The organism is Pontibacter sp. YIM B11418 (assembly GCF_059278805.1).
In genome coordinates this window covers 96,509-117,407 of the sequence record NZ_JCAEMH010000006.1, presented here as the reverse complement: position 1 = coordinate 117,407, position 20,899 = coordinate 96,509, and the positions used below count along the sequence as shown (strand labels likewise).

Annotated in this window: 14 protein-coding genes; 6 read left to right on the top strand and 8 right to left on the bottom strand. The window is 51.9% G+C overall.

Going from position 1 to position 20,899, the window contains the following annotated elements; genetic code table 11:
- Positions 1–44: 44 nt before the first annotated feature.
- On the bottom strand, positions 45–2,375 hold the full coding sequence (locus tag AC4QZR_RS15505) for a TonB-dependent siderophore receptor (RefSeq protein ID WP_494481739.1): 2,331 nt from the start codon (positions 2,373–2,375) through the stop codon (positions 45–47).
- A gap of 213 nt (positions 2,376–2,588) precedes the next feature.
- Between AC4QZR_RS15505 and AC4QZR_RS15500 the strand changes: the two genes are divergently transcribed.
- A complete protein-coding gene (locus AC4QZR_RS15500; protein WP_494481738.1) occupies positions 2,589–2,885 on the top strand; it encodes a sll1863 family stress response protein in 297 nt (98 codons plus the stop codon).
- 62 nt (positions 2,886–2,947) lie between these two features.
- On the opposite strand, the gene paaN is transcribed toward AC4QZR_RS15500, so the two are convergent.
- A complete protein-coding gene (gene paaN, locus AC4QZR_RS15495; protein ID WP_494481737.1) occupies positions 2,948–4,621 on the bottom strand; it encodes a phenylacetic acid degradation protein PaaN in 1,674 nt (557 codons plus the stop codon).
- A gap of 244 nt (positions 4,622–4,865) precedes the next feature.
- Here paaN and AC4QZR_RS15490 point away from each other — a divergent pair, with 244 nt between their 5' ends.
- Positions 4,866–8,108: a S8 family serine peptidase gene (locus tag AC4QZR_RS15490; RefSeq protein ID WP_494481736.1), complete on the top strand. Its 3,243-nt coding sequence runs from the start codon at positions 4,866–4,868 to the stop codon at positions 8,106–8,108.
- A gap of 96 nt (positions 8,109–8,204) precedes the next feature.
- Here the strand turns inward: AC4QZR_RS15490 and AC4QZR_RS15485 are convergent, their stop codons facing one another.
- Positions 8,205–10,484: an aconitate hydratase gene (locus AC4QZR_RS15485; RefSeq protein WP_494481735.1), complete on the bottom strand. Its 2,280-nt coding sequence runs from the start codon at positions 10,482–10,484 to the stop codon at positions 8,205–8,207.
- A 257-nt stretch (positions 10,485–10,741) separates the two neighbouring features.
- On the opposite strand from AC4QZR_RS15485, the gene AC4QZR_RS15480 reads away from it, so the two are divergent.
- Positions 10,742–11,920 (top strand): peroxiredoxin family protein, encoded by a 1,179-nt coding sequence (locus AC4QZR_RS15480; RefSeq protein ID WP_494481734.1) that lies wholly within the window; start codon positions 10,742–10,744, stop codon positions 11,918–11,920.
- Positions 11,921–12,036: 116 nt separating this feature from the next.
- Here AC4QZR_RS15480 and AC4QZR_RS15475 read toward each other — a convergent pair whose 3' ends face one another.
- Together AC4QZR_RS15475 and AC4QZR_RS15470 are read right to left on the bottom strand one after the other, a co-directional pair.
- Complete coding sequence (locus AC4QZR_RS15475; RefSeq protein WP_494481733.1) at positions 12,037–12,660, bottom strand: class I SAM-dependent methyltransferase; 624 nt, start codon at positions 12,658–12,660, stop codon at positions 12,037–12,039.
- 352 nt (positions 12,661–13,012) lie between these two features.
- Positions 13,013–13,993 (bottom strand): polyprenyl synthetase family protein, encoded by a 981-nt coding sequence (locus tag AC4QZR_RS15470; protein WP_494481732.1) that lies wholly within the window; start codon positions 13,991–13,993, stop codon positions 13,013–13,015.
- A gap of 179 nt (positions 13,994–14,172) precedes the next feature.
- Here AC4QZR_RS15470 and AC4QZR_RS15465 point away from each other — a divergent pair, with 179 nt between their 5' ends.
- From AC4QZR_RS15465 to AC4QZR_RS15455, 3 genes are all read left to right on the top strand, one after another.
- Positions 14,173–15,030: an alpha/beta hydrolase family protein gene (locus tag AC4QZR_RS15465; protein WP_494481731.1), complete on the top strand. Its 858-nt coding sequence runs from the start codon at positions 14,173–14,175 to the stop codon at positions 15,028–15,030.
- The gene (gene folK / locus AC4QZR_RS15460) at positions 15,023–15,517 is read left to right on the top strand and encodes a 2-amino-4-hydroxy-6-hydroxymethyldihydropteridine diphosphokinase (protein WP_494481730.1); all 495 of its coding nucleotides are present in this window, start codon (positions 15,023–15,025) and stop codon (positions 15,515–15,517) included. Before AC4QZR_RS15465 ends, folK begins: the two co-directional genes overlap by 8 nt.
- 155 nt (positions 15,518–15,672) lie before the next feature.
- Positions 15,673–16,293: a hypothetical protein gene (locus AC4QZR_RS15455; RefSeq protein ID WP_253405184.1), complete on the top strand. Its 621-nt coding sequence runs from the start codon at positions 15,673–15,675 to the stop codon at positions 16,291–16,293.
- A 97-nt stretch (positions 16,294–16,390) separates the two neighbouring features.
- Here AC4QZR_RS15455 and fabD read toward each other — a convergent pair whose 3' ends face one another.
- The 3 genes from fabD to AC4QZR_RS15440 form a co-directional block, all read right to left on the bottom strand.
- Positions 16,391–17,272, bottom strand: coding sequence for an ACP S-malonyltransferase (gene fabD, locus AC4QZR_RS15450; RefSeq protein ID WP_494481729.1), 882 nt, complete (start codon positions 17,270–17,272; stop codon positions 16,391–16,393).
- 282 nt (positions 17,273–17,554) lie between these two features.
- Positions 17,555–17,983 carry a thiol-disulfide oxidoreductase DCC family protein gene (locus AC4QZR_RS15445; RefSeq protein ID WP_494481728.1) on the bottom strand — a complete coding sequence of 143 codons (429 nt, stop codon included), beginning with the start codon at positions 17,981–17,983 and terminating at the stop codon, positions 17,555–17,557.
- Positions 17,983–20,715 carry a T9SS type B sorting domain-containing protein gene (locus tag AC4QZR_RS15440; protein WP_494481727.1) on the bottom strand — a complete coding sequence of 911 codons (2,733 nt, stop codon included), beginning with the start codon at positions 20,713–20,715 and terminating at the stop codon, positions 17,983–17,985. The genes AC4QZR_RS15445 and AC4QZR_RS15440 overlap by 1 nt, the downstream gene beginning before the upstream one ends.
- Between the last annotated feature and the right edge of the window lie 184 nt (positions 20,716–20,899).

The following is a 20,899-nucleotide window of genomic DNA, read 5'->3' as shown; positions in this document are numbered from 1 at the left end:
GTCAGGACAATGCCGCCGATACTATTTATCTCTGATTCGCTTTCTTAAAATCTAACTCCTACTGTACCCTGCACTGTAGTAGGCGCACCCGGCATAATCACGGTTACGGACTGTGAGCCTTCGTAGTACTTCACGTTGGTCAGGTTCTTCACGTTCAGGGCCGCATGGAAGCGTTTGCTGTTGTAAAACATGGTCGCATCGTAGCGGGTGTAGCCTGGCAGCATAAAGCTGTTGGCGTCATCTACCGGGCGATCTTCCACATAAGTAAAGCCACCACCAATGCCCAGACCCTTCAAAAAGCCATCCTGTAACTCATAGGTTGTCCAAAGGCTGCTGTTGTTATACCCCACGCCTCTGAAGCGGCGTCCTACGGTGCGTTTTGGATCTTCTGCACTCAGCGCATCCTTCGTTACGCGGGCGTCGGTATAGGTATAAGTGGCGATCACATTCAGGCCAGGCAGCACCTCCCCTGTGATATCGGTTTCTATACCTTTGCTCTGCACCTCGCCTAGCTGCACACTGGCGCCGCTCTGTGTCGGGTGGGGCACCACCACATTCTGGCGCGTGATATCAAAGTAAGCAGCCGTCAGGTTCACACGATCATTCAGCAAACCGATTTTTGTACCGGCTTCATACTGCACTGAAGTGATCGGTTTAAAGGCTTCGCCCTCCAGCGTCTGTCCTATACCTGGCTGGAAGCCCTTGGAGTAGTTGGCGTATACCGAAACCGGTCCGTATACCTCATACAGCACACCCAGTCTTGGGTTAAAGGCCTTGTTACTTTGCCTGGTTGTCTCCTCTTTCATGCGGTTCTCTTTCTCCTGTTCCCAGAAGTCGTAGCGACCGCCGAGCAACACCTTCAGGCGCTGGTTGATCGTGATGAAGTCCTGCAGGTAGAAGCCCAGCACATCTACACGGTCCTGGTAGTCCTGTGAGTAAGCGAGCAGCGAATAATCCTTTGGTTTGGGGTTATACTGTGGATTCAGAATGTCGAACACGTCGTAAGGAGCACGTTTCACCCAGATGTCGAATATCGAACGCGAAATCTCTATACCTCCCACGGCCTTGTGCTCTATCAGTGCGCCCGTGTTAAAGTTGGCGTACAGCTCATTCTGGGTAGCGATGTTGCGGTCGTAGGTGTCCTGGTCCTGGTGCTGACGATTGATGCGGAAAGAGCCGTCTTTCAGAACGGTGGTCTGCTCCACTACGTCGCGGGTTTCGGTTGCGTAGTTGTAGTTAAACGCATGACGGAAGCTCAGCGCCTCCGAGAATTTGTGCTGCAGGTTGTACTGCGCCATGCGGTTAGTAAACTCACCCGTGTTACTAGGCTCAATCACCACACGGCTTCTTGGCACAGGCGCAATCTGGCTGTTAACAGAGAAGATACCGCGGTCAGATGGCTGGTCGTGGTTCAGGAACTCGGTCTCTACCGTCAGGGATGTCTTGTCAGAGAAATCGTAAGTGATGGCCGGGGCCACGAAAATACGCTTGGTCTTCACGAAGTCGCGGTAGCTGTCGGCACGCTCGTAAGCGGCGTTCAGTCTGTATTTAAACGTTTTGCTCTCGTTGAAGGCACCACCCAGGTCGATGGCGGGTCTTACCAGGCCGAAATTATTGGACGTGATCTGGATATCCTGGAAGGTATGGGCGGTTGGTTTTTTGGTGGAGATGTTCACCATGCCACCCGGGTCGCTCACGCCGTACAGCACAGAGGCCGGGCCTTTCATCACTTCGATCTGCTGGATGTTGGCGCTTTCGCGGTAGGTGCGCACTGTATTGCGGAAACCGTTTTTGAACACGCTTTGCATATCGGTACGGAAACCCCGGATTTGAAAGACATCAGAACGACCACCAAAGCCTGTCTCCATGCTCACGCCACTTACATTGCGCATAGCGTCCTCCAGGCGCAGCACCTGCAGTTGGTCCAGGGCGCGGCGCGACACCACCTGCACCGATTGCGGCACCGATTTGATGGGTGCTTCCATTTTGGTGGCTGTGGTCGCGGTGCGCTGCAGGTATTCGCCGCTGCGATGCGCCGTTACCTGCACCTCGCCCAACGAATGCGACGACGAGGCCAGGTCCACATTTACAAAAGAAGCCTTTCCTCCTGTTACCTCCAGCAACTGCTTTTGCAGGGTGTAGCCTATACCTGAGGCAACCAGCGTGTAGTTACCAGCCGGTATGTTTTTGATCAGGAACTTGCCCTCATCATCTGTGGTGGAGCCGTAAGAGGTGCCCTCCAGCCCTACGCTGATGCCGGCTATACCATCGCCTCTTTCGGATTGGATGCGGCCTTCAATACGGCCTGTGGATTGCGCAAATGCCTGATGTGCTAGCAGCACAAAGGCAAAGATGATGGTAAGTGTGCGTTGCATTTAGCTTTAATTAGATTCATTCTAAAAAGTGATGCAAAAGTAAACACCATATCTATAAGACAAAAGACTTATTTAGATATTTTCTAAATAAGCAACAAAAAACATCCAGAGCATATCAACACTTGCCTTTATACATCCTTTTCAAGCCTTTTCAAGTATCTAGAGTGATACCTGTAAGTGGTATCGCTTTACATTGAACCTGAACTGAAAGATATGGATACTTACAACCTGAAACCCGAACACATGCGTGCGCCCAATAACCTGACACGCGAGGAAATCGAGAAAAGTCTGGAAGAACTTGACAGCAAGATCAAAACCCTGAAGGCCCGCGCAAACGCCACGGCTGCAGACTCAAACCATACCTACCACGAGCATGTTGCCGCACTGGAAGCCAAACGCGAACTGATCGCCAACAAACTGAGCGACCAGGAGGACAGTCAAAGCAAATGGCAGGGCCTGAAAGACGGCCTCGACAACCTCAAAAAGGACATGGACAACCTTTTCAAATAAAAACAAAAAGCCCCGGTGCTAGGTATAGCACCGGGGCTTTTTGTTTTTATTTCGACCTCAGACTATCCAGCCACAGGCTCACGGAAGCCTACCCAAGTAAAGCGCTTGATCACATACTCGGGATTTGTGAATGAAGCGTTACCGGCCGGATTACCGCCAGTCACGTGAAAATCAGAGAAAGCTGCGTTCTGGTTCACGTAGATGCCGCCCGTCAGGTTAAAGCTCACCGGAGTGCCCGCCAGACTCATCTCATCCATGATCTTCTCTTTTGTTTCTTCATCTGTGGTATAGGCACCGCAGGAGATTGCACCGTAATTCATAGCCATCTCTTTTGCCAATTCGATCGACTGGTCTGTGTCCTTTGTTTTGATGACAAGAGCGATCGGGCCAAACAGTTCGCGGCTGAAGCTTTCTTTCTCTGTCGCATCCACTTCATAAATAACCGGCGTGCAGATACGGGCGTTGGCAAACATCGGGTTGCTGATGTCGCAGGTGCTCAGCACTTCTTTGCCTTTCACGCTGGCTGCTTCTTTCACACGCTCTGCTGTGGCCGGATTCTGGATAGCTCCCAGTATGTGTGGTCCGGCTTTCGGGTTGTTCACCAGGCCCGTTACGGCATCGGCCAGTTTCTTCACTACTTCCTCGTACGGCATCATCTCCTCACCCACTTTCACGCCGGTTTCCGGCACGAAGAAGTTCTGTGGAGCCGTACACATCTGTCCGGAGTACAGGCTAAGTGAGAAAGCCAGGTTCTGGGCCACTTTGTCAATGTCCTGTACCGAATCTAGGATGATTGAGTTCACGCCTGTTTTCTCTGTGAAAGTCACTTTGCCTGGCAGGCTCTCCACATAGTTGCCGAACTCCGTACCACCTGTGTAGTCGATCAGTTTTACCTTCGGATTCTCGGCCAGTTCTTTGGTGATCAGACGGTCATCCGCGTCTACTCCCAACTGGCAGATGTAGGGGCTCAGGCCGTTTTCTACCAGCACCTTCTGCACTTCCGATACCACGATCGCGATAGGCAGGACTGCTTTCGGGTGCGGCTTCACGATAACCGGGTTACCGGTAACAAGGCTTGCATACATGCCCGGCACAGTGTTCCAGGTCGGGAAGGTAGAGCAGCCGATCACCAGGCCTATACCTTTCGGTACGGCACGCCAGCTCTTGTTCAGCTTCAGGTTATACTTGCCCATTGGCTTCTCCCACTCCATGTGCTCCGGAAAGCGGGTCTGCTCTTCGTAACCTGCCGCGATCGCCTCCAAAGCACGGTCGGCCGCATGCGGACCCGACGCCTGGAATGACATCATATAGGCCTGGCCCGTGGTGTGCATCGTTGCGTAGGCAATTTCGAAGAAGCGCTCCTTCATGCGCTCCAGCGATTCCACCAGGATAGCAGCGCGATCAACCGGTTTTACCTTGCGCCACTGGTGGAAAGCCTCATCAGCACGCTCCACCAGCGTTTCTGCACTGAAGTAAGGGTACTTTATACCTAATGGCTGCTGTTCGTAAGGCGATTCCTCCTGACCTGTCCAATTTTCAGCTCCATCATGCACCAATTCTGTAAACTTGTTGTTAAGATGCTGCTTATACCTCTCACGACCTTCTTTATCAGCATTTTCGCCGTAAATATCAGGCATCGGGTTTTCAGGATATTGGGCAAAAAAACGACGCTCGTGCAAGGCTTTCACAGCGTTTTCTAGAATAGGAAGATGTTTATTTTTCAAATCCGAGGTCATAGTATTTATTTTATATAATTAAACACATATATTAGAATCAATTGTTGGAAAGTTACGTATTTTTTTATTAAGCTCGGGAAGCATCTTTAAATTTCGCCGTGCTGTATGCGCTTTACTTTATACCTCTCCCTGCTCAGGCAGAGGTTGTATTCACCTAATAGTTTAATATGATTTAATGTTTACCCCAGGGCCAGTGGTTTACCGCTGCATACTATCTTTCCTGTTTCTAGTCCTGAGTTCGTCCTTGTTGGCTGCGCAGCATCTGTCCGCTCCAGCAGGTATAGGAACAACGACTAAACCGCATACTGTCGTCTACAAGCTGAAGCCACAGTCCGGCAACCAGCTGCGTATGGCTGCCGGAAACCCCATGCAAAATGCTTTGCAAAAGGTAGGAGCCAAATCAGTGGAGCAGAAGTTTCCGGATAAAACCCCCTCCCCTTTCGCCCGGAAAGCCCATGTGGATCTCTCGCTTATATACGAATTGAAATACGACCCTTCGCACAATCTGGAAGCCGTGCAGCAAGCCCTGCTGGCAACCGGTATGGTAGAGTACGTGGAGCCGCTCTACGAGCGGGTACCCCTCTACCAGCCCAACGACCCCTCTGCCGACTCCACCAAAACCTCGCAGGCCTACCTGAAAAACATACAGGCCTATGGCGCATGGGCCATACAAAAGGGCGATACCAATATCGTGATAGGTGTGCTGGATTCAGGTTTCCGCTTTACGCACGAAGACATCAAAAACAAGATCAGGTATAATTACGATGATCCCTTCGATGGAATTGACAACGACGGCGACGGACTGATCGACAACTTCTATGGCTGGGATTTTGGCGACAAGGACAATATTCTAACGGATGACTCTCCTTACAAAGGGCACGGCACGAAGGTGGCAGGTGTGGCGATTGGCGAGGCGGACAACGGCGTAGGTATAGCTGGAGTGGGCTTCAATGCCAAGTTTATGCCGATCAAGGTTTTCCCGTCTACTTCGTATGGCAGTTTCGGCGGCTACGAGGCCATTGTGTATGCAGCGGACAAGGGCTGCAGTATCATCAACCTGTCCTGGGGAGGTACAGGATTTTCTAAGTTTGAGCAGGACATCATCAATTATGCAACGCTTGAGAAAGATGTGGTGATCGTGGCTGCGGCCGGCAATACCAATGCGTTTGTGAACATATACCCGGCGGCCTACGACAACGTGCTGGCGGTAGGCGGCACGCATAACGATGTAAAGACAAACGGCCATACCTGGAACTACAGGATTAGCCTGACAGCGCCTAGCCAGAGCATTTACAGCACCACCTACAGCCGCGACAACTCCTATGGCTCCGACACCGGCACTTCGCTGGCGTCCCCGCTCGTGGCAGGTGCCGCCGCACTGCTACGCTCTCACATGCCACACCTCAATGCGGTGCAGGTTATCCAGCGGCTTCGTGCTACAGCCGACGATGTTTACCACCTGCCTGGCAATACTGCATACCATGAATTACTCGGCAAAGGCCGCCTGAATGTGAAAAGAGCGCTTCGGGACGTTCAGGCAAAGTCAGTGCGTTGTACTTCTTTCAATGTCGTCGATAATAAGGTGGCTCAGATCGGCGACACGCTGCTGATTCATCTGAGTGTGATGAATTATCTCGACCCTACTACTGCCCTCAAGTTAACACTCACCTCAACCTCGCCTTTTATCAAGGTGTTGGATGATAATGAACTCAACATTGGCGCCATGGGTACGTTGGCGACAACTAACAACCACAGCAAGCCATTCCGGTTCGTGGTGCTCCCGGATGCGCCTCACAATGCCCAGGCTACTTTCAGAGTCGGGTTTACAGACGGCGTGTACCAGGATTTTCAATACTACCAGCTGCCTGTCAACCCGGATTACCTTACCCTGACGGCTAACAACCTGCACATCACCCTGAACAGCAAAGGCAACCTCGGGTATAACGGGTATAATTTCGGACAGGGCATCGGCATTATGTACAAGGGCAGCACTTCCATGATTTTTGAAGGAGGGTTAATAGTCGCAGCTGCCCCGGACCGTATATCGGATAATGTGCGCAATGCCAGCTGGCAAACGGACAATGACTTTGTATCAGTGAAATCTGCCCGGCTGCGCCATAACACAGAAGATGCGGATCAGGAAGTCAGTGGCGTGATGCGCGACAAATTCCCGGCTCCGGCCCAGGCAGGCGTGCAAGTGAGCTACAAAGGCATGGCCTGGAGCGAGTCGCCTGACGCCGACTATATTATTTTAGAGTACCGCATTCGCAATGTCACGCCAGACACGATCGAAACGCTCCATGCCGGCCTGTTCGCTGACTGGAATATAACGGATGCCTACATGAACGTAGCCGACTGGGACGAAACGCTGAAAATGGGATTCGTCTATAACATGGGACAGGCATCGCCTTATGCAGGTATAAGTCTGCTTTCGGTCACCCCTCCTTCCTATTACGCGATCGATAACCTGTCCGGGGGCTCCTCTACCTTTGCGATTGCCGATGGCTTTAGCACGCATGAAAAATACAAAGCGCTGTCAGGTGGCGTGGCCAGGAAGAAAGCCTGGGGCAGCGGCTACGGTAATGATGTGGCCCATGTCGTGGGCACTACGGCCAACAAATTAGCGCCGGGCCAGAGCCAACTGGTTTCGTTTGCCATTGTGGCCGGCGATGATCTGGAGCAGCTTCAACAGAACGCCAGAGCTGCGCTCACAAAATACCAGGTCATGAAAGCCGGGCCAGCGCCTTTGGCTATCAGCGATACAGTGTGCGTGGGCGCTTCGATCAGCTTGGCGCCAGCGGGCGGCAAACAGTTCAAGTTTTTTGCTGACGAAGCCAAAACAAAGCTCCTGGGCGCAGGTAGCAACTTCAAAATCGCCGCACTTGACACGAGCACCATCCTATACGTTTGCAACGCCGACTCCTTGTTTGACAGTCCACTGGTACCTTTCCAGATTTTAGTGGCCGATTCTCCCATAGCTGGCTTTAGCATCGTGCAGCCACAAGAACAAATGGAACCCGGCAAGAGCATCGACTTTCGCAATGAAAGCGAGCATGGCAGCAGCTGGCGGTGGAATTTTGGCAACGGAGACACCTCCACAGAGCAGCATCCTAGCTATACCTATGAACTGCCTGGCAACTATAATGTTTCCCTGATTGTCTCGAATGCTTCTGATTGTGGTGAAGACACTGTTACGCGGCGGATTGAGATCAAGCAAGTCGAAACAATAATTCCCCCGCCCCCCCATTTCCAAGTATTCCCGAACCCGGCTGTGCACGAACTGCATATTGCTTTGCCGAAGGCGGACGCCCCACTCATCCTGTTCATGACGGATGCCATGGGACGGCGGGTTAGTCCGAAATTACGCAGCCGTATGCCGCACGAGGCCATTTTCGACCTGAACGGTCTGGCAGAAGGGTTTTACATTGTTCAGCTGACGTACGAAAACAATACCACGACGAGTCGCCTGCTGATCATCAGACCATAACCGGAGCTATACCTTAGCACAAGCTATACCTGCCCATAATAGAAACGCCCCGCTCTTTCGAGCGGGGCGTTTCTATTATGGGCAGGTAACTGCTAATTAACCGTTAGCTGACTGCTTTTGCTGCAAACGGATCAGGTTAAGGGCTGAACCAGCCTTGAACCACTCGATCTGTCCTTCGTTGTAGGTATGGTTTACCATGAAGGCATCCTGAGAACCGTCTTTGTGCGTCAACACCACTTTCAGCGGCTGACCCGGTTTGAAATCCTCCAGACCCAGGATATCGATCGTATCTTTTTCCTCGATCAGGTCGTAGTCGGCTTTATTGGCGAACGTAAGACCCAGCATACCCTGCTTCTTCAGGTTGGTTTCGTGGATACGTGCGAATGACTTCACGATAACGGCACGAACACCCAGGAAGCGCGGCTCCATGGCAGCATGCTCACGGGATGAGCCTTCACCATAGTTCTCATCACCTACTACTACTGTACCGATGCCGGCAGCCTTGTAGGTACGGGCAGTAGCAGGCACGGTGTCGTAACCACGTGTCATGTCGTTGTATACCTTGTTGGCTTCGCCGTTGAAGGCGTTGATGGCACCAATCAACATGTTGTTGGAGATATTGTCGAGGTGACCACGGTACTTCAACCAAGGACCAGCCATGGAGATGTGGTCAGTCGTACACTTGCCTTGTGCTTTGATGAGCAGCTTCATACCTTTCAGGTCGGTGCCTTCCCATGGCTTAAAGCCTTCCAGCAATTGCAGACGGTCAGACTTCGGATCTACTACCACTTCTACGCTGCTACCGTCTTCGGCTGGGGCTACATAGCCTGCGTCTTCTACGGCGAAGCCCTGTGGTGGCAATTCGATGCCTCTTGGCTCATCCAGCATTACTTCTTCTCCATCGGAGTTGATCAGCTTGTCAACCAGTGGGTTGAAAGTCAGGTCACCAGCAATAGCGAAAGCAGTTACGATCTCAGGCGAGGCCACGAACGCGTGTGTGTTCGGGTTGCCGTCGTTACGCTTGGCGAAGTTACGGTTGAAGGATGTAATAATGGAGTTTTTGCGAGTTGGGTCGTCGGTGTGACGGGCCCACTGGCCGATGCACGGTCCGCAAGCGTTTGCCAGTACCACACCACCCATCTGAGCGAATGTATCCAACAAGCCATCACGGGCTGTTGTGAAGCGCACGAGTTCAGAACCCGGCGTGATGGTAAACTCAGCCTGTGCAACCAGTTTTTTAGAGACCGCCTGCTCAGCAATTGAAGCCGAACGGGTCAAGTCTTCATAAGAGGAGTTAGTGCAAGAACCGATCAGACCTACTTCCAGTTTAGCTGGCCAGTTGTGCTCTTTTACAACAGCAGCAAACTGAGAAATCGGCCAGGCAGCGTCTGGTGTGAACGGACCGTTCACATGCGGCTCCAGCGTAGACAAATCAATCTCGATCAGTTGGTCATAGAAAGCAGCCGGGTCAGCGTATACCTCGTCGTCTGCACGCAGGTAGCCTGCCACCTCGTCCGCCATTTCTACCACTTCTTCGCGGTTGGTGGCGCGCAGGTACGCACGCATGCTATCGTCGTAAGAGAACACTGAAGTAGTCGCCCCGATCTCCGCACCCATGTTACAAATAGTACCTTTACCGGTACAAGACATAGACTCAGCACCTTCGCCGAAGTACTCTACGATAGCGCCCGTTCCACCTTTCACAGTCAGGATACCGGCAACTTTCAGGATCACGTCTTTCGGTGAAGTCCAGCCGCTCATCTTGCCGGTCAGTTTTACACCAATCACTTTCGGGAATTTAAGCTCCCAGGCCATGCCAGACATTACGTCTACAGCATCAGCGCCACCCACACCGATCGCGACCATACCCAGACCACCGGCGTTTGGTGTGTGGGAGTCCGTACCGATCATCATACCGCCCGGGAAGGCGTAGTTCTCGAGTACCACCTGGTGGATGATACCGGCACCCGGCTTCCAGAAGCCGATGCCATATTTATTTGAAACAGAGGCAAGGAAATCGTATACCTCTTTGTTTTCAGTATAAGCGTCTTGCAAGTCCTGGTCAGCACCTACACGAGCCTGGATCAGGTGATCGCAATGTACCGTAGAAGGCACAGCCACCTGCGGCTTGCCAGCCTGCATAAACTGAAGCAAGGCCATTTGCGCTGTGGCGTCCTGCATAGCCACTCTGTCCGGAGCGAAGTCCACATAGGTCTTGCCGCGCTCAAAAGACTGTGTCGCGTTGCCATCGAAAAGGTGCGCGTACAAGATTTTCTCTGTTAGGGTAAGCGGTCTGCCTACTGCGTTACGGGCAGCATTCACGCGCTCGGCCATCCCGGCATACACTGCCTTGATCATTCCTAAATCAAATGCCATAGTTTTGCTATTGTTATGATGTTTAATGCTTCGTTGTGAAGTTTACAAATGTACGAAATATGAGTGTTTAAGCACAACATTAGCGGTCATGAATATAACATTTCCACCACCGCTTGTGCTATTCGTTCTCATGTTTCGCATTTAACGATTCCTTCTCGTAATTTTGCCGTATGATACGTACTTGTTTTAATACCCCGGCAAGGCTGATTTTGTTGTTGGCTTTGTCATTCACGCAGCTTTTAACCTCCTGTGGCTCTATGACATCTACTGATAACACCATCAAACCGGGTTCTTGGCGGGTTGCCCTCCAGGCCCAAGGCCAGGAGATTCCGTTCATCATGGAAGCAGAAGAACAGAATGGCAAGACCGTGCTATACCTGGTGAACGCCGATGAACGCATTCTGGTGGATGAATTTCATCAGGAGGGTGATTCGCTCCGGATCAGGTTGCACATTTTCGACGCTGACCTGATTGCGAAAGTAGACGGCGATAAAATGGCCGGCCGCTTCACCCGCAACGACCTGTCCAAGCCCTACTCCGTTCCTTTTACAGCCGAGCATGGCAAAACCAACCGCTTCAAGGAAAATCCCGCTCCGGCTACTTTTGACTATACCGGCAAGTGGGAAGTGACTTTTACAAAGAAAGATGGCAAAACCTACCCGGCTATCGGTGTGTTTGAGCAGAAAGACAATCACGTAACCGGCACATTCATCACGCAAACTGGCGACTACCGTTACCTGGAAGGTCAGGTGGAAGGCAATGAGCTGAAGCTGTCGACCTTTGACGGTAACCACGACTACCTGTTCACAGCCACACCGGGTGCGGACAGCACGTTGCAGGGTGAGTATTTTGCCGGCCTCTACGACTACGAAACCTGGACTGCCGAACGCAACGAGGACGCCGAACTGGCTAACGCCAATGAGTTGACTTTCCTGAAGCCAGGCTATGAGTCGCTGGAGTTCACGTTCCCTGACCTGGAAGGCAAAAAGGTATCGCTGAATGACGAGAAGTATAAAGGCAAGGTGGTGCTGGTGCAACTGCTGGGATCATGGTGCCCGAACTGCATGGACGAGACCCAGTTCCTGGCGCCGTATTACAGCAAGAATAAAGACCGCGGACTGGAGATCATCGGTCTAGGTTTTGAGCGCACCAAAGGCTACGAGCAAGCCGTGCCGCGTCTGACTAAGATGAAAGATCGCTTCGACATCGAGTACGACCTGCTCTATGCGGGTCCGGCCGACAAAGAGGCTGCCGCACAGGCATTGCCGGCGCTTAACCACGTCCTCTCCTTCCCCACCACCATCTACATTGACCGCCAGGGCAAAGTGCGCAAGATCCACACCGGTTTCTCAGGTCCTGGTACAGGTAAGTATTACGAAGAGTGGGTAGCCGACTTTAACAAAACGATGGACGAACTGCTGGCAGAAGAGATTTAATTGTTTATTGTTTATTGTTGATTGTTTGATCGGCAGGTATAGCAAGGGCCGCTACTGGTGCAGTAGCGGCCTTTGTGTTTTGTGAGCACTTGTTGATCCTTTCCGAAAAGCTGGATTTAAACGAGTTTCCTCAGCCGCACAAGCCGGAACGTGCCTCCAAAAGCCGCCGGCTCGTTCAGTTCCACCTGCAGTGAGGTGTGGCTGACAATATTCCCAATGCTGCGATTCACATCCGAAAAGAGCGTGCCGGCAACCTGGTTGAAAAGACGGCGTAGTAGTGAAGGTTGCTGTCCGTCGGGCAGGAACTTATCGAAGACCATGACCGTTCCGCCCGGCTTCAGCACACGCTCCACTTCTCGGATACAAGCCACAGGATCAGGTATAACCGCGATGATGAGGTGCAGGATAACGGCATCAAAAGTGTTGTCGGGGTATGCAAGCTGCTGGCCGTCCATCACCTGCGCGTCGACAGGTATACCCAGTTTCTCAGCTCTAACTTTTAGCTTGGTGATCATACCGGGGGTAATGTCGTTGGCGGTGATGCGGGTATAGCCCTGTAGGTATGGCAGGTCGAGGCCGGTACCAGCGCCAACGATCAGGATGGCGTCGTCTGGTTTGGCTTGCAACAGTTCGATGGAGCGCTTCCTATACCTCCGGAAGATACGGTCAGCTACAAGATCGTAAATCGGCAGGTATACCGTATAGCGCAACCGGTTCCAGGTGTTGGTGTTGAGACTCATTCTTCATAAGTTTTTCGTGCTCCAAAATTACTTACGCTCCTGCCTACTTAGCTTACAGATTTCATTCCAAAATTTACAGATATTTTCGCTCCAGGTATAGCAGGTAGAAATATCTGCTTCCCATTTGTCATCTCGAATGAAATGAGAGATCTGAGTTATTTTGGAGTATAGGCACTATTCCAGATTTCTCTCTAGCGTTCGAAATGACACAGGGGTTCCCATGCAGATCGGCCTTAGTCAGACAGGTATAGGTATAGGTATAGGAGTTACCTCAGAAACTCGCGGGAACTGCGCGCACCGCAAGGTCATAATTGAATGGTCAAAACAATTTAACCATCAACAATTTAACAATTTATTTTTCCCTTTCGATGGTATAGGCAATGAGTTCCTCCAGGGAAGTGCGGGATGGGGAGGCTGGGAAGGTATGGAGAATGGCCAGGGCCTCCGCATGGTATTGGTTCATCACCTCGATGGTGTACTGTATACCTCCGGAGCCTTTCACATAGTCGATCACCTGCTGCACGCGCTCGTTGTTACCGTTGTTATTTTTCACGTTGTAGATCACGCGGCGGCGGGTCATCCAGTCAGCTTCGCGCAGGGCGTGGATTAGCGGCAGGGTCATCTTCTTTTCCTTGATGTCGATACCTACAGGCTTGCCGATTTCAGCGGTGCCATAGTCGAACAGGTCGTCTTTGATCTGGAAAGCAATGCCTACTTTTTCACCGAACAAACGTGCTTTTTCAATGTCCTCTTTGGAGGCACCGGCCGAGGCAGCGCCAACCGCACAACAGGATGCAATGAGCGAAGCAGTTTTCTGGCGGATGATATCAAAATAAACGGCTTCGTCGATGTCCAGGCGACGCGCTTTTTCGATCTGCAGCAACTCACCTTCGCTCATCTCACGCACGGCATTCGACACGATCTTGAGCAGTTCGTAGTCGTCGTTTTGCAGGGATAGCAGCAGTCCTTTGGAGAGCAGGTAGTCGCCTACCAGCACGGCAATTTTGTTTTTCCAGAGGGCGTTGACAGAGAAGAAACCACGGCGGTAGTTGGCCTCGTCCACCACGTCGTCGTGCACGAGGGTGGCGGTGTGCAGCAGCTCAATCAGAGCGGCTCCGCGGTAGGTGGCATCGCCGATGGCGTCGCCGCGGAAAAGCTTGGCCATGAAGAACACGAACATTGGCCGCATCTGCTTGCCTTTGCGCTTTACGATGTAGCTCATGATCTTGTCGAGCAGCAGTACTTTAGACTTCATCGAAGTCCTGAACTTTTTCTCGAACAGCTCCATCTCCTGGGCAATGGGCGCTTGTATTTCCTTTAGGCTAATGCTCATGTGATATTCCGCAATATTACTAGGTGTGGGGGTCGTTTCCAAACAAGTATAGCAATATCAGCGTTTAAATAATCTAAGTTAAGCGCGCTGGTATACTTTACCAACAGCACAGCCTCGTGCTGGTTTGCCGCTTGCTTAAAATAACTAAATTGCCTTCTGATAACACAGTACATCTTTCCATGGCAGACACACTTAAAGTAGACTTCGTGGTATACCCGGAGCACGAGCGTCCTTTCACCGCTGACGCCACTTATACCCAGGACGGCAACAGAAAACCGGTCGTCATCTACACCCATGGTTTCAAAGGTTTTAAGGATTGGGGCCACTTTAACCTGCTGGCCGATTACTTCGCCGATCAGGACTTTGTGTTCATCAAATTCAACTTCTCGCACAACGGTACCAGCATCGACAACGATTCGGACCTGCACGACATGGAAGCCTTTGGCCGCAACAACTTCAGCATTGAACTCGAGGACCTGAAGTCGCTCATCGATCTGGTGCATGACGAAGAAGGACCGCTGCCACAAAACGAGATGAACCTCGACCGCATTTACCTCATCGGCCACAGCCGCGGTGGCGGATCCGTTATACTCAAAGCCGCTGAAGACACCCGCGTACGGGCTGTGGCTACCTGGGCTGCCGTCAATAATTTTGACCAGCGCTGGGATGAGCTGGAAAAAGAATCCTGGAAAAAAGAGGGCGTGCAGTGGGTGACCAATGCCCGCACAGGTATACGCATGCCGCTCTACTACCAGATCGTGGAGGATTACCTGGCCAATGTGGAGCGACTCGAAATCCCGAAAGTGATTCAGAAAATGCAGCAGCCTTTGCTCATTTTGCATGGAGAGGAAGACGAAACCCTGCCTGTGCAGATGGCCCACGACCTGCATACCTGGAAACCGGACACTGAACTACACCTGCTACCCGGCGCCGATCATTCTTTCGGAGGACAACACCCTTACGAAAAACAAGCATTACCCACAGCCGCCAAAGCCGCTGCCGACCTGAGCATTGCCTTTTTCAACAAACATGCCTAAGCTATACCTGCTCCTGGGCGGCAACCTCGGTGACCGCCCGCTATACCTGTCTCAAGCCCGCGAACAGATTGCTGCACAGATCGGGCCTATCGTGGAAAGCTCCTCTCTCTACGAAACCGCCGCCTGGGGCAAAACCGACCAACCCGCTTTCCTGAATCAGGTGCTGGAAGTACAAACCACGCTCAGCCCGGAACAAGTGTTGCAAGGTATAAACCAGATCGAACAGGAAATGGGGCGCATCCGGCATGAGCACTGGGGAGCCCGCGTCATCGACATCGACATGCTGTTCTATGATGAGCTGGTCATGCAGTCGCAGCGCCTGACCATCCCCCATCCGCAGCTGCACCTGCGTCGGTTCACACTCCTTCCGCTGAGCGAGATCGCCCCGCAGCTTATGCACCCGGTGCTCAACCAGCCGGTAACACAGCTCCTACAGGATTGCCCGGATAAACTCCCCGTTCACCTCTTTGTTTCGGCCGCTGACTAACGTCCTGCAGGCGAGCTATGATTTTTTCTGAAAATGCCTTACTTTATACACAGGCTAAGCTACATAAACAAAATTTTATCTATATTGTGAGGTAACTATACTTGCGAAGTATACGTGACACGATGTGCCATTTGCGCGCCTCTTCTGACTAGCATATGAACGACCTACTCACCATCATCACCAACGAAAAAAAGAGCCTTTTGCGGGGCTTTCTTGTTGTGTTCATACTGGTATTTCCGTTCACTTTTCTACCTGTCCTGTTCAGGCAGCGCGCACCATTCGAAACATTTAGCCAACAGATACCAGAGAAAGCCCTGGTTGCGGCGCTGGTAGCGGTGGGCATCATTATCCTGCTGTTGCTCAATAACTATGAGAAGCTCCTGAAGAAAAAGCGCCTGTATGATTTCCCCGCCTTCACGTCGCTACATTTCAACGGTGCTGTTGAAGGATATAATGCCATTGTGAAAGAAATTTCCACCTACCTGTTCGGCAAAGTAGGTGATTATTTTTTCAGGGTGAACATCATCAATCCGAAGCAGGAAAACGTGCAGATCGAACTCTCGCCGCTCATCCATATAGGCCAGAACCAGGAATTGCTGGACACGCTCATGCAGGAACTTCATCTGAAAGAGAACCTATACCTGTCCCGTGTGATCAGCCTCCCGGAAGAACTGTTACAGCAGAGTGACGTCATTAAAAATGAGCTTTTAAAACTGTCAGACGAATTAAGCAGACTGGGGGTAACGCCGTTGGCCGTGGACGAGAATGGCCGGTAAGCTATACCTGGATACCCTTATCACTTCAGACATTCTACATAAAAAAAGACCATTGCAGCAGCGGCCGCAATGGTCTTTTTCAATTTCACGCGAAGTATTATTCTACTGAACTTACCTCAGCAGTACGTTCGATCTTTTTCACTAATCCCTGCAGCACTTTGCCCGGACCGCACTCCACAAAATGTGTGGCGCCGTCGGCTACCATTTGCTGTACCGATTGCGTCCAGCGAACCGGGGCTGTCAGCTGGCTGATCAGGTTTTGCTTGATCTCTTCCGGATTGGTGTGCGGCATGGCGTCTACGTTCTGGTAGATCGGGCAGATGCCCTGGCTGAAGGTTGTTTCGTTGATGGCTTTGGCCAGTTCCACCTCTGCCGGCTTCATGAGCGGCGAGTGAAAAGCGCCTCCTACTGGTAGCGGCAGGGCACGCTTGGCACCGGCTTCCTTCATCTTCTCACAAGCGATCTCTATACCTTTATTTGAACCGGAGATCACCAGCTGGCCCGGGCAGTTGTAGTTGGCAGCCACTACTACTTCCCCTTCTATGGAAGCACACACCTCTTCTACCTTCGCATCGTCCAGACCAAGTATAGCGGCCATGGTAGACGGGTTCGCCTCGCAGGCTGCCTGCATCGCCATTGCTCTTTTATACACCAGTCTCAGGCCATCTTCAAAGCTCAGCACCTTGCTGGCAACCAAAGCCGAAAACTCGCCCAGTGAGTGACCTGCCACCATATCGGGGTTGAAGTCCTGGGCGACGGCCGCCTGCGCTACTGAGTGCAGAAAAATAGCAGGCTGTGTTACTCTGGTCTGCTTCAGTTCCTCGTCCGTGCCACCGAACATGATCTCTGTAATGTTGAATCCCAGGATTTCGTTTGCTTTTTCGAACAGCTGACGTGCACTTTCGTGCTGCTCATACAAGTCCTTGCCCATACCTACAAACTGCGAACCTTGTCCCGGGAAAACGTATGCTTTTTTCATGTTAATGCTTATTGTTGATTGTTAGTTGCTGATTGTTGAATTGCTAATTTGTTGATGGTTGAATTGCTGAAAGGTTGAGGACCTAATTGTGGCTTCTGTCTTGTCCCATTTATACCTGCCTTGATTGCGTTTCAAGGTATAGCCAACTTTCACTACTGCCTGTACCTGTCACTACTTATATCTGTTACCAAGGTATAAAAGTTAGCAATACAGGTGACAGCCGTTCGGCAAGCTAAAGCCCAACAACCATTTAACCATCAACAATTTAACAATTAATCAAATTTAGTATGCCACAAACCGGGCCCTTTCTTCGGGGCTAGGCAGCATGCAGGCTTCGTTGCGTCCTGCTATGCGGTAGCGGTGTTTCGCGATGAAGCGGTACACAAAATTGCGGAAAGATAAGGGAATAAACCTAAAATAATAGAGCACCGACCATGGAAAATTGAGATGGCGGGCAATGCGAAGGGCGGCTTCTGACTCGGTATAGAGCTGGCCGTTTTCAAGAAAAAGAATGGAATCGGGCAAGGGGTCAGGCACAAGCTGCTGCGGCACTAGCTGCTCTACCAATCCGGATTGCAAGGCAGCAAAATACAGGTTCTGCCGCGTGTTATACTTCAAAGCGATTTGTATGCTGGCCTGGCAAAAGCCGCAGGTGCCATCGTAAAATACGATGGGCAAATCCTGCAGCCGGTCCAGTTCCTCGTTTGTCATTAGCGTACTATTTCTACCCAGCCTTTGTATTTACTACGGCTGCGTTCAGGGTCAATGGATATAACGTCAACCTCGGCCTCGTAGTAGTAAACCCCATCTGTGAGGCGTTTACCATCGTTGTCGGTGCCTGGCCAATTGATATACGGGTCTGCACTGCTTTCGTATACCTTCATGCCCCAGCGGTTGAATACCTTGAAGGTAGTGGAACGTATAAACGCCGCTCTCGGATCCGGTCTGAACACATCGTTTTTGCCGTCGTCGTTTGGCGTAATGATGTTCGGAAGCTGGAAGAAGAAGCAGTTGTCTTTACACTCTTCGTTGCTTGGCTCGCTTTCCTCTCCTGTCATGCTGGTGGCCGTCACGTAATAGCAGGCGGCAAAAGACTCCAGCCCGGTATGGGTATAGGTGGTCTCTTTGGTCGTGGCAATGGCACGATACTCCGTCTCGCCCGGTCCTCTGAAGTATACGGTGTAGAAGTCGATCTCGCCTGTGCAGCCATCCCCTATCTTCGGCACCCAGTTGAGCACATTCTGGTAAGGTGGCTTGGTTGGATTTGCGAAGAAGGCCTCGCAGTCCAGCACATCCAGGGTCAGTTCCGGCGGACAGATCAGGAGTGGGGTTTCCACGCATACTTCCTGGCTTAGGTTCTGCAATGGTTCCGGTAGTCCTTCTATCTGGTAAGTGCCCTGGGTGCGCACCACGTAGCAGTAGGTCTGCCCACGCTCCAGCGGTGCGGCGGCAGTGCCATTGTCCACAAAGGTACCACCGGTGGCCGAAGCCGTCACGCTTCCTACCTGCACTAACTCACCATTCACGACCCTAAAAATCTGTTGTTCGAGTACCTCATTTTTCCAGGGCACATTGTAGGTCCAGTTCAGAGAAACCGCAATTGCATCGTCAGTGCCTTGTACCTGTGCTGCCAGTCGCACGCTGGAGGCGGAGGTGGAGTCGCGCAGCATGTTCGGGGTAGGCCCGCCCGCAGTACGGGTGCTGTAAAACTCAAGTTTATAGCGGTAGGCATTTGCTTCGGTGTTTAATCCGCTGTTTACAAACACGGTATCGCTCAGTCTGCGTGAAGAGAACACCTGCTGATAGGCTCCACCCGGCTCCTGCCCTACCTTGCGGTATAGCCTGTATTCGAAAGGAGCATTCAGACGCTCTATACCTGGACCAGGCTGCGTCCAGCGAACGGTGATCTGTCCGTTGGTTCCGTCGGTGCGGTCTACTGTTACGTTGGTAATATAAGGTATGTCACGCTCCAGCACGACGCAGGCTTCCAGCGAGGCGATACTTTGGCCACCGCCAGGCCGTGGGAACTCTGCATAGATCACGTAGCAGTACTCCGCTCCTGCAGTCAGGCCCTGCCCGTTGTTATTGTCTAAAAACTCTGTCTTGTCTTTGCCTACTTCGCCTATAAGTGTATAACCCGCACTGGCCGGTACGCCGGTCTCGCAAGGCCCTGGCCGCCAGCCCGACGGTCCCTCCCGCCTGTAAATGCGGATGGTGGAGGCATTCTGACAAATGTAACTGTCCCAGGTCAGGCGCACAGATCGGTCTTCTCCGGTAGCCAGCAGGTTCTGAGGAGCCGGCCCTATCACCGTAATGCGGTATGGCTGCAGGTCAGCCAACTGCCTGGCGGGCGGCGGCGGATTATCTTCTGCTCTGAAAATAAGTTGGTAAGGGTTGGCGCGAACATCGTTGCAGGAGGTGTTCCAAACTAACTGTCCGGCTGCACGGCCTGGCTGGTTGACAGTCCCTCTGAAAGTAGCCGGCGGCAATATACCGCCTGTACCTGGTACAGTCAGGTTGATCAAATGTCCATCCGGGTCGGTGGCGGTAATGGTGGTGCTCAGCGTTTCGCCGGCCACGATACAGGTGTCGCGGGGCACGAGCACCGGCGGTTTGTTACGGGCATCTACTACCAGGATCTGCATGTCGCGCACCACGGTGCTGATCAATACGGGAGCAGCACCCGTTGTACGCCACTCCTCTACTACAAAGGCTACGTTATATTCTCCTAGTCGGCAGGGAGCATCCCAGGTGAGCTGTCCTGTAATGGGGTCGAGGGTGAAGGTGGAAGGTCCGGTGTTAGTAGAATTACGGCAGTTGTCAACGGTATGCGGATCGCGGTAGCCGGGCACGTTCGTGATCAGGCCAGTTGCCTGGTTGCGGTGCTGGGGCTGTATCAGTTTGTAAGCAAGACTATCACCATCTGCGTCAATCGCTCCCGGGTTGTGCACCCATCGCTCGCCGGCAGTAGCTTCGTCAATTGGGGCAACCTGCAGAATAGGCGTACTGTTCAGGCCACGCAGCGGGTTGATGGAGATAGTTGTAGAAATGGCAAAGGTGAGCTGGTCAGTTGGGGCGGCCATGTTCAGGATGCCCCCGTTCCGGTTCTCTCCCACCCATGTTACGGTATAGGTACCATTGGCCGGAAAGGTATACTCCCATTTAAATTCCTCGCGGTCTACATCCGGCTTGATGTTGGTGACAGACAGGCGTTCCACTGTGACGGTCTCCCCTGTCCCCATCGAGATGAACACCCTGGGGTCATCTGCAGTGGAGGAGGTTTTGGTGTACATCACCATGGTGAAAAAGAACTTCCGGGGGTTCGGATTGGGACCTGTGTCCCTGACGGCGGTAATGTCCCCAGCCCGGATGTGTGTCGCCTGCGCCACGTTTGCATACCCCAACAACAACATCAATACCAACAGCACTATGCGGCCAGGCAAGCAACAGCTCAAGCGTAAACTATTTGGCATAAGCGTAGAGTTAGATTTGGCGCTGAACAAAGGTAAAATGAAAACTGAAATTTTACCTTTTTATTATCAACAAAAGCGAGAAAAGTGGGTTTATAATATATGGTTTTCAGTCCTACGCATTGCAATTTAGATTGATTCAAAATATGCTATTTAA